The following is a 14183-nucleotide window of genomic DNA, read 5'->3' as shown; positions in this document are numbered from 1 at the left end:
CGCCGGCCAGCGCCGCCGTGCGCGCCGCGGCCAGGCTGGCCAGCACCGCCAACCCCAGCGCGCCGCCCATCATGAAGGCGGTGTTGACCACGCCGGACGCCAGGCCCGACTGGCTCGGCTCGACGTCGCTCATGGCGGCCAGCAGCATCGGGTTGAAGGCGATGCCCGCGCCCAGGCCCAGCAGCAGCATGCCCGGCAGCACATCGGCCGTGAAACCGCCGTCGACCGGCGCGCGCGCGAACAGCGCCAGCCCCAGCGCCGCCATCAGCAGCCCGGTGGCCAGCGGCCCGCGGATGCCAAAACGCATCACCAGCTTGGCCGACAGCCCCAGCGAGAACGCCGCCATGATCAGGTTGGCCGGCAGGAACGCCAGCCCCACCTGCATGGCGTCATAGCCCAGCACCAGCTGCATGTACAGCGCCGACACGAAGAACCACGCGAACATGGCCGCGGCCCACAGCACCCCGACCACGTTGGCGGTGGCCACGTTGCGCAGGCGGAACAGCGCCAGCGGCATCAGCGGCTCGGCCACGCGCGCCTCGATCGCCAGGAACAGCGCCATCAGCAGCGCGGCCGCGCCCAGCAGGCCGAGCGACTGCGCCGAGGTCCAGCCGGCCTCGTTGCCGTTGACCACGGCGTACACCGCCAGCATCAGCGACGCGGTGACCGCCAGCGCGCCGGCCACGTCGAGCCGGCCGCCGCCGGCCGCGCCGCGCGCCGCCGGCAACAGCCGCAGGCATAGCGCATACACCACCGCGCCGATCGGAATGTTGACCAGGAAGATCCAGTGCCACGACAGCGTGCTGGTCAGCAGCCCGCCCAGCAGCACGCCCAGGCTGCCGCCGCCCGCACAGACGAAGCCGTACACGCCCATGGCGCGGGCGCGTTCGCCGGCCTCGGTGAAGAGATTCATGATGAGCGACAGCGACACCGCCGACACCACCGCGCCGCCCAGCCCCTGCGCGGCGCGCGCGGCGATCAGCAGGCCCTGGCCCCGCGCCAGCCCACAGGCCAGCGATGCCACGGTGAACAGGACCAGGCCCGCCAGGAACATGCGCCGGTGGCCGAGCAGGTCGCCCAGCCGTCCGCCCAGCAGCAGGAAGCCGCCGAAGGTCAGCATGTAGGCGTTCACCACCCACACCAGCGAGGTCTCGGTGAAATGCAGGTCTTCGCGGATCGAGGGCAGGGCGACGTTGACGATGGTGGTGTCCAGCACGATCATCAATACGCCCAGGCACAACACCATCAGTGCCCACCAGCGTTGCTTGCCCTGTATGCCATGCGTCATGGATCTCTCGCTCCATCCGCTTGTGGCGGATGCGGTTGTCAGTGGTTGAGCCGCCCGCCGCTGACCATCCACCGCGTGTCGTAGCGGTCGATCAGCGCGCCGTAGGCTTCGGCCCAGAAGGTTTTCTGGAGCGGCATGGTAACGCTGCCGCCCTCGGCCAGCATATCGAACACGCGTTGCGCGTCCGAGACCGTGGGGTAGGCCAGCGACAGCGCCATGCCCTGCTTGCCGGGGTAGGGATGGCCGGCGGTGGCGTCGCTCGCCATCAGCACCTGTTCGTCCAGCGCCAGGCGGGCGTACATGATGCGTTCGGCGTCTTCGCCGGACAGCGCCGGCATGGCGGCATCGGCGGGCGCATCCGCGTAGCGGACCATGGCTTCGACGCGGCCGCCGAGCACGCGTTCGTAGAAACGCATGGCCTCGGCGCAGTTGCCGTCGAAACTGAGGTAGGCGGAAAGTTGGGGCATGGCGGGTTCCTCCTTTGTGGCCGATCCTGATTCTCGCATCCATGGCGCCGTCCGGGAAACCTCTTATTGCCGCCGGTCCGAGCCCATCCCTATCATTCGCCACAGGATCAGGACTGATCCGCACGCACCGGCACGGCTTGGTGCGGCAGTGCCCCGCAGCAATGATTGCTGCCCGAACCTTCGTCTGGCTATAGAAGCCCCCGACTCACACGCAACGCGTGGTCGGGGGCTTTTTTGTTTTCCAAAACGTTGCAGGGAGATCGCATGCAAGTTTCACCGCCGCCGGACGCCACCTCGTCCGCGATCCACGTGGCCAGTGTGCAGACGGCCCCCGTCATGGGCGAGGTCGCCGCCAACGTGGCCCGTTCCATCGAACTGGTCGAGCAGGCCGCCGCGCAGGGCGCGCGGCTGGTGGTGCTGCCCGAGCTGGCCAACACCGGCTACGTGTTCGCCAGCCGCCAGGAGGCCCACGCCCTGGCCGAAACCGTGCCCGACGGCCCCAGTTCGCAGGCCTGGATCGCGCTGGCGCAACGCCTGGGCATCTACCTGGTGGCCGGCATCGCCGAGCGCAGCGGCGGCCGGCTGTACAACGCCGCCGTCATCGCCGGCCCCGACGGCTATCTGGGCACCTACCGCAAGCTGCACCTGTGGGGCGACGAGAACCTGTTCTTCGAGCCGGGCGACCTGGGCCTGCCAGTGTTCCATACCGAATTCGGCCGGCTGGGCGTGGCGATCTGCTACGACGGCTGGTTCCCCGAGGTCTACCGCCTGCTGGCGCTGCGCGGCGCCGACATCGTCGCGGTGCCCACCAACTGGGTGCCGATGCCGGGGCAGACGCCCGACGGCCCGGCCATGGCGCATGCGCTGGCGGCGGCCGGCGCCCACAGCAACGGCCTGACGCTGGTGTGCGCCGACCGGGTCGGCGTCGAGCGCGGCCAGCCCTTCGTCGGCCGCAGCCTGATCGTCGGCTCGCAGGGCTGGACCGTGGCCGGCCCCGCCAGCCACGACCGCGAAGAGGTGCTGGTGGCGCCGGTGGACCTGGCCGCCTCGCGCCGCGCGCGGCAACTGAACGACTTCAACCACGTGCTGCGCGATCGGCGCCGCGACCTTTACGACGAACTGCTGGGCGCCGCCGAGGCGCCGCGGCAGCGTTGAATACAACGGCGGACAGCCGGCCCCCAAGGAGAAATCCCCATGAAAAACCCCACTTGCAGCTTCCTCATCCGACTTTCCTTCATCGCCGCGCTGACCGGCGCGGCGGGCGCGCAAGCGGCCGAACCCTTGCGCATCGGCGTGCCGGTCGGCCTGTCGGGCGCCAACAGCGTGGTCGCGCCCGGCGTGGTGCAGGCCTCGCAGCTGGCCGCCGATGAAATCAACGCCGCCGGCGGCATCCTCGGCCGCCAGGTGGTGCTGGAGATCGCCGACGACGCCTCGGGCGCGGTCGGCGCGCAGAAGGCCTACGACACGCTGGTGTTCCAGAAGAAGGTGGACGCCATCATCGCCATGGAAACCAGCGCGGCGCGCAACGCGGCGCTGCCCATCGTCTCGCGCGGCAAGGTGCCGTACATCTACACCTCGTTCTACGAAGGCCGCTCGTGCAACCGCTGGATGCACGTCAACGGCTGGGTGCCCGAGCAACAGGTGGCGCCGGTGGTGGACCACTTCATGAAGGAACGCGGCGCCAAGACCTTCTTCCTGGTCGGCAGCGACTACGCCTTCGGCCGCGGCATGCTCAAGTTCACCCGCGAATACATCGAGAAGCAGGGCGGGCGCGTGGTGGGCGAGGAATACCTGCCCATCGACGGCTCCGACTGGACGCCGGTGGTCTCGAAGATCCGCTCGGCCAACCCGGACGCGCTGATCAGCTCCACCGCCGGCGGCGGCCCCAACGTCAGCCTGGCCAAGCAGGTCAAGGCGGCCGGCCTGACCATGCCCTACGGCAACCTGGCGATCGACGAAGCCACCGCCAAGACCATGGGCGACACGGCGGTCGGCATGTACCTGTCGGCCTCGTACCTGACCAGCATCGATACGCCGCAGAATCGCAAGTTCCTCGACGGCCTGAAGGCCAAGTTCGGCGCCGACGCCAAGACCGCCAACGAGTTCTCGGGCCCGCAGTACGAAGCCTTCTTCCTGTACAAGGCGGCGGTCGAGAAGGCTGGCGGCACCGATTCGCAGAAGGTGGTGCAGGCGCTGAGCGAAGTGTCGTTCGACGGCCCGCGCGGCCCGGTCAAGATGGACCGCCAGCGCCACGCCGCCCTGACCATGCGGCTGGGCCAGGTGCAGCCGGACGGCTCCATCAAGATCCTGCAGACCTTCAACCAGGTCGATCCGGGCGCGCAGTGCCCCGACCTGAAGTAACGCGCTAAGCCACACCCTGCGCGCCGCCGGTTCGCCGGCGGCGCAGGAGAACACAATGGGTTTGATGCTGGACATCCTGAGCACGGCCGCCATGCTGTTCATCGTGACGGCCGGGCTGATGATCATTTTCGGCGTGATGAAGATCGTCAATTTCGCGCACGGCGCCATCATCACGCTGGGCAGCTACGCCGCCCTGGTGGTGACGCGGCTGGGGCTGGACCCGTGGCTGGCGCTGCCGTGCGCGCTGGCTGCGGGCGTGCTGGTGGGCATGCTGGTCGAGCGCCTGATCGTGCAGCCGCTGTACAAGCGGCCGCTGGACGCCATCCTGGCCACCTGGGGCCTGGGCATCGTGATCGGCCAGCTCATCACCATGGCCTTCGGCCGCGAGGTGCAGTTCGCCGACGCGCCGATCCAGGGCGCGGTGCCGTTCCTGGGCACCGAATACTCGGCCTACCGGCTGTTCCTGGTGCCGGGCGCGCTGCTGCTGTACGTGGCGCTGACGCTGCTGCTGAACGGCACGCGCTTCGGTGTGCGCACCCGCGCCGTCATCATGAACGAGGACCTGGCGCGCGGCCTGGGCATCAACGCCGAACGAATCCGCTTCACCACCTTCGCGCTCGGCGCGGGGCTGGGGGCGCTGGCCGGCGCGCTCATCACGCCGCTGTCCAGCGTCGATCCGAACATGGGGCTGCCGTGGCTGGTCAGCGCCTTCATGCTGGTGATGGTGTCGGGCAATTCGATCACCGCGCTGCTCCTGACCTGCCTGGTCTATGGCGCCTGCCAGGTGCTGGTGGGCGTGTTCATCAGCCCGATCCTGGGCGGCGTCACCATCGCGGTGCTGGCGGCCCTGACCCTGCGCCTGCGCCCCAAAGGATTCGCCCATGACTGATTCCTCCCTCGCGCAACCGGCGCTGGCGACCCGCGCCGACCCGCGCCGCGCCGCCCGCGGCCGCGACCTGCTGTGGCTGGCGGTCGCCTGCCTGGCGCTGACCGTGGCCGGCCCCTGGCTGTTCGACACCTATCTGCTGAACGTGCTGATCAAGGCGCTGTTCTTCGCCGTGGCGGCGGTCACGGTGGACATCCTGTGGGGCTACACCGGCTACCTGACCTTCGGCCAGTCGGCCTTCTTCGGCGTCGGCGCCTATGCCGCCGGGCTGGCCTTCACGCACTACGGCTTCTCGCCGGGCATCGCGCTCGCGGCCGCGCTGGTGGCGGTGGGGGCGGCCATGCTGCTGGCGCTGGCCACTGGCTGGCTGTCGTTTTACCGCGGCGCCTCGCCGTTTTTCGCCACCGTGATCTCGCTGGTGCTGCCCATCGTGCTGACCCAGGTCGTGCTGTCGGGCGGCACCTACACCGGCTCCTCGTCCGGCCTGACCGGCTACGACACCTTCGACCTGTCGCTGGAGGCCTGGTACGTCATCGCCGCCGGCGGCCTGTCGATCGTGGCGCTGCTGGCCTGGGTCGCGGTGCGCAGCGACGGCGGCCGCATCCTGGCCGCGCTGCGCGACAACGAGGGCCGCTGCAGCTACCTGGGCCTGAACACCGCGCACTGGCGCATCGCGCTGCTGGTGGTGTGCGGCGCGGTCGCCAGCCTGGCGGGCTTCGGCTACGGCGCCTTCAGCGGCGTGGTCGCGCCGGAACTGACCGGCTTCGTGTTCGGCACCGAACTCATCATCTGGGTGGCGCTGGGCGGACGCGGCACGGTGTGGGGCCCGGTGCTGGGCGCCGTGCTGATCAACGTGGCCGGCTCGTACCTCAGCGGCAACATGCCGTTCGTCTACCAGCTGGTGCTGGGCGTGACCTTCATCCTGGTGATCCTGCTGCTGCCGCGCGGGCTGCTGCCGCTGCTGCTGGCGCCGTGGCGCCGCCGGCGGCCGGCCCCGGTGCCGGAATTGGTGGCGCGCGCGCCAGCCCAGGCCGCCACCGAAAGCGGCCTGGTCCTGGCCGGCGTGGCCAAGCGCTTCGGCAGCCTCAAGGTGCTGGAAGGCATCGACCTGCGGGCGCGCGGCGGCGAGCTGCTGGGCCTGATCGGCCCCAACGGCGCCGGCAAGACCACGCTGATGCGCTGCATCGCCGACGGCGCCGAGCGCAGCGACGGCGCCGTCGAACTCTGCGGCCACGCGGTCAAGCGCGACGGGCCGGAGCAGTGCGTGCGTTACGGCCTGGGCCGCAAGTTCCAGAACGCCAACATCTTCGACACCCTCACCGTCGCCGAAAGCCTGCGCATCGCCACCACGCTGCGCGAACGCCCGTCATGGCGCCGCCGCGCGCCCGACCTGGCGCTGCCGGCCTACGCGCTGGAGGTGCTGCGCATGACCGGCCTGGACCAGCAGCTGGACCGCGTGGCGCGCGACCTGTCGCACGGCCAGCAGCAGGCGCTGGAACTGGCCATGGTGCTGGCGCTGGAGCCGCGCGTGGTGTTGCTGGACGAACCCACCGCGGGCCTGAGCAAGGACGAGCGCGCCCGCATCGGCCAGGTGCTGTCGGCCCTGGCCCACACCCACGGCCTGTGCTGCCTGCTGGTCGAGCACGACCTGGACTTCGTGGCCGAAGTGGCCACCCGCATCATCGTGCTGCACCAGGGCCGCATCGTCATGGACGGCAGCTTCCGCGAAGTGGCCGAATCCGAACTGGTGCGCACTATCTACGCCGGCAGCGCGCCGGCCGGGCAGGGCGCCCAGGCCGGCACCCTCGGCGAAAACCCCGGCGGCAATCCGCCCGACCCGCAACCCACCCCGTCCCAAGGAGCCCCGGCATGAGCCACGCCGCCCCGGCCTTGCGCCTGGACCACGTCGCCAGCGGCTACAAAGGCGCCGTGGTGCTGAACGACATCTCGCTGTCCGTGGCCGGCGGCGCCTGCGTGGCGCTGCTGGGCAAGAACGGCATGGGCAAGAGTACGCTGCTCAAGACCGTGATGGGCTACCTGCCCAAGCTGCGCGGCAAGGTCAGCCTGGGCGGCGTCGACGCCACCCGCCTGCGGCCGCACGAAGTCGCGCGCCGCGGCGTCGCCTACGCGGCCCAGGACCAGCCGCTGTTCCCCGACCTGAACATCCGCGACAACCTGCGCCTGGGCCTGGCCAACGACCGCCTGTTCGACGAACGCTTCGGCGAGATCGCCGACCTGTTCCCGGTCTTCGCCAGCCGCCTGCGCCAGCATGCCGGCACCCTGTCGGGCGGCGAGCAGAAGATGCTGCTGGTGGCGCGCGGCCTGATGCAGCGGCCGGCCCTGTTGCTGCTGGACGAGATCACCGAAGGCCTGCAGCCCTCGATGATCGAGCGGCTGGGCCGGGCGCTCAACTGGGAGCGCGAGCGGCGCGGCACCTCCATGTTCATCGTCGAACAAAACGTGGCCTTCGCGCTGGACGTGGCCGACCGCTACCTGGTGCTCAAGCAGGGCGCCATCGTCGACCAGGGCGAGGCTGGCGCGCCCGGGGCCGCCGGCCATATCATGGACCACTTGAAGGTATGAACCGTGCCGGCGCCAGCGGCGCGCCGGCCACGATCTAGCAGAAGGAAGCCCCTATGACCCCCCGCACTGACACGGACGCCGCCACGCCGGGATGGCGCATCGGCGTGCTGTATTCGCGCAGCGGCGTGACCGGCACCACCGAATCGCAGCACTTCTTCGGCACCGTGCTGGCGGTCGAGGAAATCAACGCGCTCGGCGGCGTGCTGGGCCGGCCGCTGGAACCGGTGGTCTACGACCCGCGCAGCGACGCCGAGGAATACCGCCGCCTGGCCGCGCGGCTGCTGCTGGACGACGAGGTCAACGTGATCTTCGGCGGCTGCACCTCGCATTGCCGCAAGGCCATGCTGCCGGTGGTCGAACGCAGCAACGCGCTGCTGTGGTACGCCTCGGTCTACGAAGGCTTCGAGTATTCGCCCAACGTCATCTACACCGGCGCCGCGCCCAACCAGGGCAGCATGCAGCTGGCCGCCTACCTGATCCAGCACTGCGGCAAGCGCATCTTCCTGGTGGGCGCCGACTACATCTACCCGCGCGAAACCAACCGCATCATGCGCGACACCGTCGAGGAGCACGGCGGCGAGATCCTCGACGAAACCTACCTGCCGCTGGGTTGCGACGAAGGCGAGATCATCGACGTGGTGCGCGACATCCGCCGCATCAAGCCGGACGTGGTGTTCTCCACCCTGATCGGCGACGACGCCCAGCGCTTCTACCGCCGCTACCACGCCGCCTGCGAGGCCGACCCGGGCGCGCCGCACATCCCCATCGCCAGCCTCACCATGGCCGAATCCGAGGTGGCCGAGATCGGCCCGGCCCTGTGCGCCGGCCACATCACCGCCGCCACCTACTTCAACACCGTCGACTCGCCCGCCAACGCCCATTTCCTGGACCTTTGGCGCGCCCGCTTCGGCGACCGGCCGGCCAGCGTCTACGCCGAGGCCTGCTACAGCCAGGTGCACCTGTTCGCGCGCGCCCTGCAGCGCGCCGGCAGCCTGGACACGCGCAAGCTGGTGCAGGCGGTGCACCAGGTGGGCTTTGACGCGCCCGGCGGCCGGCTGACCATCCTGGCCGAGAACAACCACAGCGTGCTGACCCCGCGCATCGGCCTGTGCCGCGCCGACGGCCGCTTCGACATCGTCTGGGCCAGCGGCGAACCGGTCAAGCCGGACCCCTACCTGACGGCCTTCGGCCTGGACGAGTTTTGGCTGGCATGAGCATGGACCATAGCCTCCGCCGCCTCTACGAAGACCTGCGCAGCGTGGCCGTCGCCGTGGCCTATCCGCCCGGCGAAGACCGCGACCTGCTGGTCGAGCAGCTCAAGCGCATCGGCTGCCGCATCCACCTGGTCTGGCCGTTCCCCGACAAACCGCCGGCCGGCGCCGACGTAGTGTTCTTCCAGGTCTCGCAATGCGGCCAGAACTCGTTCGCCTGGTCCGCCAGCGAGGTCGACGCCACCCTGATCGCGCTGTCCGAATACGAAACCCCCACCACCTTGAAGCAGCTGCTCAAGACCAACGCCCACGGCGTGCTGACGCGGCCGTTCCGCTCGGCCGGCATCCTCAGCACCCTGGTGCTGGCGCGCTCGGCCAAGCAGTTCCAGAACCGCCAGCAGAACAAGATCGACAAGCTGGAAAGCACCATCAAGGCGCGCCGCGTGATCGAAAAGGCGATCCGCGTGCTGATGGACCACCAGCGCCTGGACGAACGCGCCGCCTACGAACACATGCGGACCCGCGCCACCGGCCTGCGGGTCAGCGTGGCCGAGGTCGCCGCCATGATCGTCGAGGCCAGCGAAGCCATGGAAAAACTGGGCCTGGGCGGCGCGCGCCCCGACCCGCACAACAACAGCAACAACGGAGGCAAGGCATGAAAGTCATGATCGCCCGCATGAACCACGAGACCAACACCTTTTCGCCGGTGCCCACGCCGCTGTCCGCCTTCGGCAACGACGGCCCCACCTACGACCGCGCCGCCTACGAAGAGAACCACGGCAAGCGCACCGCCATGTCCGCCTTCATCGACCTGGCGCAAGCGCAGGGCGCCACGCTGGTCACGCCGGTGTCCGCCACCGCCTATCCCAGCGGCCGCGTCGACGGCCAGGCCTATCGTGAATTGTGCGACCGCATCGTCGCCGCCGCCGCCGGCTGCGACGCGCTGCTGCTGGACCTGCACGGCGCCATGGCCGTCGAGACCACCGACGACGGCGAAGGCGACCTGCTCGAACGCCTGCGCGAGCAAGCCCCCGGCGTGCCGATCGCCGTCGCCCTGGACCTGCACGGCAACGTCACCCAGAAAATGATCGACAACGCCGACGTCATCGTCAGCTTCAAGACCTACCCGCACATCGACATGTACGAAACCGGCGAGCACGCCGGCCGCCTCCTGTTCGACTGGCTCGCCGGCGGCCCGCGCCCGCGCCTGGCCTGGCGCCGCCTGCCGCTCATGAGCCACACCCTGCGCAGCAACACCGCCGAAGGCGCCATGCGCCGCGCCGTGCAGGCCGCGCGCGGCGCCGAGGCCGGCGGCATGCTGGGCGTGTCGGTGCTGGCCGGCTTCGCCCTGGCCGACATCCCCGACCCGTGCCTGAGCGTGGTGGTGGTCGCCGCCGGCGACGCCGAGGCTGCCGAGCGCGTCGCCGCGGGCCTGGCCGCCGCCATCTGGGAAGACCGCGACGGCTTCGTCTACGAGGCCGAACCCCTGGCCGCCTCGCTCGAACGCGCCGCCGCCCTGGCGCGCGGCGCCGACCGCCCGGTGCTGCTGCTGGACCACGGCGACAACTGCATGTCCGGCGGCACCTGCGACACCATGGACGTGTTGGTCGCCGCCGTCGACGCCGGCCTGACGGGCATCGTCGCCGGCCTGTATTGCGACCCCGAAGCCGTCGCCGCCATGATCGCGGCCGGGCAGGGCGCCCGGGTCGAACTGCCGGTCGGCAACAAGCTGCCCATCCCCGCCATCGGCCGGCCCGCCGCGCCGGTGACGCTGACCGGCGTGGTGCGCGCCATCACCGACGGCAGCTACGTCATCACCGGCCCCACCTACACCGGCCAGACCGCCTGCATGGGCCGCAGCGCCGTGCTGGACATTGGCGCCGCGCAACTGGTCGTCACCGAACGCACCCACGAACCCTGGGACCTGGGCGTCTTCGAAAGCCTGGGAATCGACCCGCGCGCCGCCCGCTTCATCCTGGTCAAGTCGCGCATGTACTGCCGCCCGGTGTTCGTGCCCATCTCGTGCGCCCTGATCGAATGCGACAGCCCCGGCGTCACCAGCTCGGACTTCTCGCTGTTCCCGTACCAGCGGCGCAATCGGCCGCGCTATCCGCTCGATCCGTTCAAGCCGGCGCAGATGTCGGCGTGAGGGCGGGGCGGATGATGCCGTGAGGGCGGCGCGGGGATGCTCCTGGCGCGCCATTCGCCTGTTTCCCCACGGCTTGATTCGCGCCGGGCTTTCCCGTTCAATAGCGGTCATCGCAGCGGGCAGCGCGCCGCCGCCCGCCGCGTGACGTGTCCGATCAGACAGGGACACGCTCAAGATCGATCCGACGCGGAGTTAACGTTCGGATAATCCTTCCTATGCAAAATCCCAACGCATAGAGACGCCGTGCCCAGGTCTGCCGGTGCATCGTCACCGCGCCAGCGATAGCGAAACAACCGCGATCGCATAAATCAGGCCATGGGTCACGCCGACCGCAACCGTCCGGCTCCCCCAGAATCCCCAGGCAGGCATCTGCCCGCGGCATCGGCGCGCGCCCTCGACGCCGACTTCACCCTGCAGCCTGGGCAATGGAACGCATCAATGAACAACACGACAATCACGGCGCAAACCCCTCGCCACGGCGGGAGCCTTCGGGCCCGCAAGGGCAGGCGAAGGGCAGGGATGCTGATCATCTTCTGCGCGGCGGTGATGGGACTGCCGGGCCTGGCGCAGGCTCAGACCTCGGGAAGAGGATGTGCTTCCTCGGGCGGCTTCAATATCCAGTTGATCCCTTCCGTGAACTTCACGCTTGGCAAGCTGCCGCCGCCCGGCACCGAAATCTATAGAACGACCACCTATGTCATCAACTATGAATGCTACTACTTTGACAAGTTAGGTAATGCCGCTACCGTCACTCCCCAGCTGTACGCGCTCTCCGACTACGGCAAGCTGAACGATGCCTTGCTCAAGGCGGGATTGCAGCTGGCAATCATCGTCAATGGCGACGAGAGCAACCCGTGGTATCCGAACCTGATCCCGGGGACTAGGCCGGTATCGGAAACCCACGAGGCCGGCCTTCCCTACACAGGGACTTCGGGCCCGCGAACTGTCAGCATTGCCGCCAAGCTGTCGGTGGTGAACGATAACCCTCCAGCGGCGCGTTACCCGGTTCCCTCGGCAACCATATTCAAACTGGTCCCAGCTTATGGAGCGGGGTCTTCGTCCGGTCCATTCATCACCAGTTCCGCCACGCGCATGCAGTACGTTCCGCAGTGCATCGGCGATGTCAGTGTGGACAATCTGGTGCAGTTCGACAGGGTCATGGCGGTGACGGGCTATATGGGCACCCTGCCACAACAGCACCCCTTCACCGTGACGGGCCGAATCAACCCGTCCTGCGCTATCGGCTCCCTGACCGCGCCCGCCAGTCCGGATAACGCTCAAACCCAATTCCTCATGCTGCTCGCGGCGCAGTTCGTCCTGCAAGGGGCAGGGCGCCTCGACGATGCTGGCCAGTCCATCATCCTGAGCAATGACGACGGCGTCGATAACGGACTGAAAATGCAGATACTCGATGCCGACAATGCGAACCTCCCCGTCACCATCCTGCCCGCCCCGGCGCCGCCTTCACGCGCCGATGTCGGCAATTTCGGCCAGCTGGTCGGCTACAACCCCGCCGCGGCGGTCCACACCTATACCGCATTGCTGATGCCGGACCCAGGCAAGGAACTGAAAATCGGCAAATACTCGACCCAGGTGCTTGTCAGGGTGACCTATTATTAGGCAACCCCGTTCAATGGAGAACGCGGCGCGTCGCCAGCCGCCGCAACGACGTTTCCGATCAGACAGGGACACCGTCAAGATTGATCCGACGTAAATTTAACGTTCGGATAATCCCCCCTATGCACCATAACAACCAATAAAGACGTCGTGCCAGGCTCCACTGGCGCGTCGTCACAGTGGCAGCGTTCGAACAGTGGTCATGTTCGTATAAATCGGGCCGTGGGCCACTCCGGCTGCAACCGCCCGATTCCCCCAGAATCCGTACGCGGGCAATGGCCCGCGGCATCGGCACACGCCGCCAGCGCACAAGCGGCAATACTTCCTTGACCGCAAGTCCCGGGGCCGTGGCCGGCGCCGATTTCACCTTGCAGCCCGGTCAATGGAGCGCCTCAATGAACCACACGACAACCATGGCGGAAACTCGTCGCAACAGCGCGCGCCCTGGGGCCCGCCATTGCAGGCGGATGGCCGGGCTGCTGATCCTGCTCTGCGCGGCGGTGATAGGGCTTGCCGGCCCGGCGAAGGCGCAGGTTGCGCAGCCCAGCGGGTGTCGCGCCGACAGCGGCGTCGCGATCAAGCTGATCCCTTCCGTGAATTTCACGCTTGGCAAGCTACCGCCGCCAGGCACCGAAATCTACAGAACCATCACCTATGTGATCAACTACGACTGCTCCATGTACGACCGGTTGGGTAAGCCCTTGGCCGCAACCGTCCAACTCCAGGCGCTTGCCGACTACTCCACACTGAACCAGTCCTTGACCAGGGCCGGATTGAAACTGGAAATCGTCATCAACGGCGACGAGGCCCATCCGTGGGCGCCGAATCTGGTTGCCGGTCTTCCGATATCGGAAACCCATCCGGTCGGTCCTGGTTACGCGGGGGAGTCGGGCCCCCGAACCCTCAACCTGGTCGCGAAATTGACGGTGCTAAACGACAATCCCCCGCCTGCGCGCTACCCGGTTCCCTCAGGGACCATATTCAAGCTGGTCCCCGCTTACGGGGCCGGAGGTTACCCCGGCCCATTCATCACCAATACGCCCACGCGCATGCAGTTCACCCCGCAGTGCATCGGCGATGTCAGCGTGGACAATCTGGTGCGGTTCGACAGGGTCATGGCCACCGCGGGCTACATGGGTACCCTGCCGCAGCAGCATCCCTTCAGCGTCACCGCCCGAATCAATCCATCCTGCTCCATCGGCTCACTGACAGCCCCCGCGAGGCCGGATAACGCTCAAACCCAATTCCTCATGCTGCTCTCGGCGCAGTTCATCCTGCAAGGGGCAGGGCGCCTCGTCGACGGTGGCCAGTCCATCATCCTGAGCAATGACGATGGCGTCGAGAACGGGCTGAAAATGCAGATACTGGATATCGACAATGCGAACCAGCCCATCACCATCCTGCCTGCCCCCATCCCTCTTGCATACGCCGATATCGGCAACTTTGGTCAGTTGATCGGCGATCGCCCCGCCGCGGCCGTCCACACCTATATGGCATCGCTGACGCCGGACGTCGGCAAGGAACTGAAACTCGGCAAATACTCGACCCTGGTGCTCGTCAGGGTGATCTATTACTGAACGCCCCGCGCCTTGAACCGCGCCGGGCTTTCCAGTTCAATGGG

At 68.4% G+C, this 14183-nt stretch carries 12 protein-coding genes; 10 read left to right on the top strand and 2 right to left on the bottom strand.

The window, feature by feature from the left end; translation table 11 throughout:
• Both H0523_RS21330 and H0523_RS21325 read right to left on the bottom strand, forming a co-directional pair.
• Nucleotides 1-1288 (bottom strand): MFS transporter (locus H0523_RS21330; RefSeq protein ID WP_180180136.1); only part of this gene is annotated, 1288 nt, incomplete at its 3' end.
• Nucleotides 1289-1326: 38 nt separating this feature from the next.
• Nucleotides 1327-1755, bottom strand: a complete 429-nt coding sequence (locus H0523_RS21325) for a VOC family protein (RefSeq protein WP_054431201.1) — start codon at nucleotides 1753-1755, stop codon at nucleotides 1327-1329.
• A 264-nt stretch (nucleotides 1756-2019) separates the two neighbouring features.
• Between H0523_RS21325 and H0523_RS21320 the strand changes: the two genes are divergently transcribed.
• The 10 genes from H0523_RS21320 (at nucleotide 2020) to H0523_RS21275 (ending at nucleotide 14139) form a co-directional block, all read left to right on the top strand.
• A complete protein-coding gene (locus tag H0523_RS21320; protein ID WP_054431203.1) occupies nucleotides 2020-2910 on the top strand; it encodes a nitrilase family protein in 891 nt (296 codons plus the stop codon).
• 39 nt (nucleotides 2911-2949) lie between these two features.
• Nucleotides 2950-4116, top strand: coding sequence for a substrate-binding protein (locus H0523_RS21315; protein ID WP_054431205.1), 1167 nt, complete (start codon nucleotides 2950-2952; stop codon nucleotides 4114-4116).
• A gap of 55 nt (nucleotides 4117-4171) precedes the next feature.
• Nucleotides 4172-5005 carry a branched-chain amino acid ABC transporter permease gene (locus H0523_RS21310; RefSeq protein WP_054416553.1) on the top strand — a complete coding sequence of 278 codons (834 nt, stop codon included), beginning with the start codon at nucleotides 4172-4174 and terminating at the stop codon, nucleotides 5003-5005.
• Complete coding sequence (locus H0523_RS21305; protein WP_054431207.1) at nucleotides 4998-6875, top strand: branched-chain amino acid ABC transporter ATP-binding protein/permease; 1878 nt, start codon at nucleotides 4998-5000, stop codon at nucleotides 6873-6875. The genes H0523_RS21310 and H0523_RS21305 overlap by 8 nt, the downstream gene beginning before the upstream one ends.
• Nucleotides 6872-7585, top strand: coding sequence for an ABC transporter ATP-binding protein (locus H0523_RS21300; protein WP_054431209.1), 714 nt, complete (start codon nucleotides 6872-6874; stop codon nucleotides 7583-7585). The genes H0523_RS21305 and H0523_RS21300 overlap by 4 nt, the downstream gene beginning before the upstream one ends.
• 53 nt (nucleotides 7586-7638) lie before the next feature.
• A complete protein-coding gene (locus H0523_RS21295) occupies nucleotides 7639-8799 on the top strand; it encodes a transporter substrate-binding domain-containing protein (protein ID WP_054431212.1) in 1161 nt (386 codons plus the stop codon).
• A 2-nt stretch (nucleotides 8800-8801) separates the two neighbouring features.
• Entirely contained in the window at nucleotides 8802-9455 is a 654-nt protein-coding gene (locus H0523_RS21290; RefSeq protein ID WP_082380490.1) for an ANTAR domain-containing response regulator, read from the top strand.
• Nucleotides 9452-10945 carry a M81 family metallopeptidase gene (locus tag H0523_RS21285; protein WP_054431214.1) on the top strand — a complete coding sequence of 498 codons (1494 nt, stop codon included), beginning with the start codon at nucleotides 9452-9454 and terminating at the stop codon, nucleotides 10943-10945. Before H0523_RS21290 ends, H0523_RS21285 begins: the two co-directional genes overlap by 4 nt.
• Nucleotides 10946-11464: 519 nt before the next feature.
• Nucleotides 11465-12565 carry a hypothetical protein gene (locus H0523_RS21280; RefSeq protein WP_231689875.1) on the top strand — a complete coding sequence of 367 codons (1101 nt, stop codon included), beginning with the start codon at nucleotides 11465-11467 and terminating at the stop codon, nucleotides 12563-12565.
• Between the two features lie 392 nt (nucleotides 12566-12957).
• Nucleotides 12958-14139, top strand: a complete 1182-nt coding sequence (locus H0523_RS21275) for a hypothetical protein (protein WP_054431218.1) — start codon at nucleotides 12958-12960, stop codon at nucleotides 14137-14139.
• The last annotated feature ends 44 nt before the right edge of the window (nucleotides 14140-14183 follow it).

Source organism: Achromobacter insuavis (genome assembly GCF_902859645.1).
In the GTDB taxonomy this organism is placed as follows: domain Bacteria; phylum Pseudomonadota; class Gammaproteobacteria; order Burkholderiales; family Burkholderiaceae_B; genus Achromobacter; species Achromobacter insuavis.
Note: the sequence above shows the minus strand (reverse complement) of the source record. Positions and strands in the feature narration are given on the sequence as shown.

What these genes read in the sequence shown, in the direction of transcription:
- H0523_RS21280 (WP_231689875.1), top strand. Translation starts at nt 11,465, where the DNA reads ATGCTGATCATCTTCTGCGCGGCGGTGATGGGACTGCCGGGCCTGGCG.
- H0523_RS21320 (WP_054431203.1), top strand. Translation starts at nt 2,020, where the DNA reads ATGCAAGTTTCACCGCCGCCGGACGCCACCTCGTCCGCGATCCACGTG.
- H0523_RS21300 (WP_054431209.1), top strand. Translation starts at nt 6,872, where the DNA reads ATGAGCCACGCCGCCCCGGCCTTGCGCCTGGACCACGTCGCCAGCGGC.
- H0523_RS21310 (WP_054416553.1), top strand. Translation starts at nt 4,172, where the DNA reads ATGGGTTTGATGCTGGACATCCTGAGCACGGCCGCCATGCTGTTCATC.
- H0523_RS21275 (WP_054431218.1), top strand. Translation starts at nt 12,958, where the DNA reads ATGAACCACACGACAACCATGGCGGAAACTCGTCGCAACAGCGCGCGC.
- H0523_RS21290 (WP_082380490.1), top strand. Translation starts at nt 8,802, where the DNA reads ATGGACCATAGCCTCCGCCGCCTCTACGAAGACCTGCGCAGCGTGGCC.
- H0523_RS21285 (WP_054431214.1), top strand. Translation starts at nt 9,452, where the DNA reads ATGAAAGTCATGATCGCCCGCATGAACCACGAGACCAACACCTTTTCG.
- H0523_RS21295 (WP_054431212.1), top strand. Translation starts at nt 7,639, where the DNA reads ATGACCCCCCGCACTGACACGGACGCCGCCACGCCGGGATGGCGCATC.
- H0523_RS21305 (WP_054431207.1), top strand. Translation starts at nt 4,998, where the DNA reads ATGACTGATTCCTCCCTCGCGCAACCGGCGCTGGCGACCCGCGCCGAC.
- H0523_RS21315 (WP_054431205.1), top strand. Translation starts at nt 2,950, where the DNA reads ATGAAAAACCCCACTTGCAGCTTCCTCATCCGACTTTCCTTCATCGCC.
- H0523_RS21325 (WP_054431201.1), bottom strand. Translation starts at nt 1,755, where the DNA reads ATGCCCCAACTTTCCGCCTACCTCAGTTTCGACGGCAACTGCGCCGAG.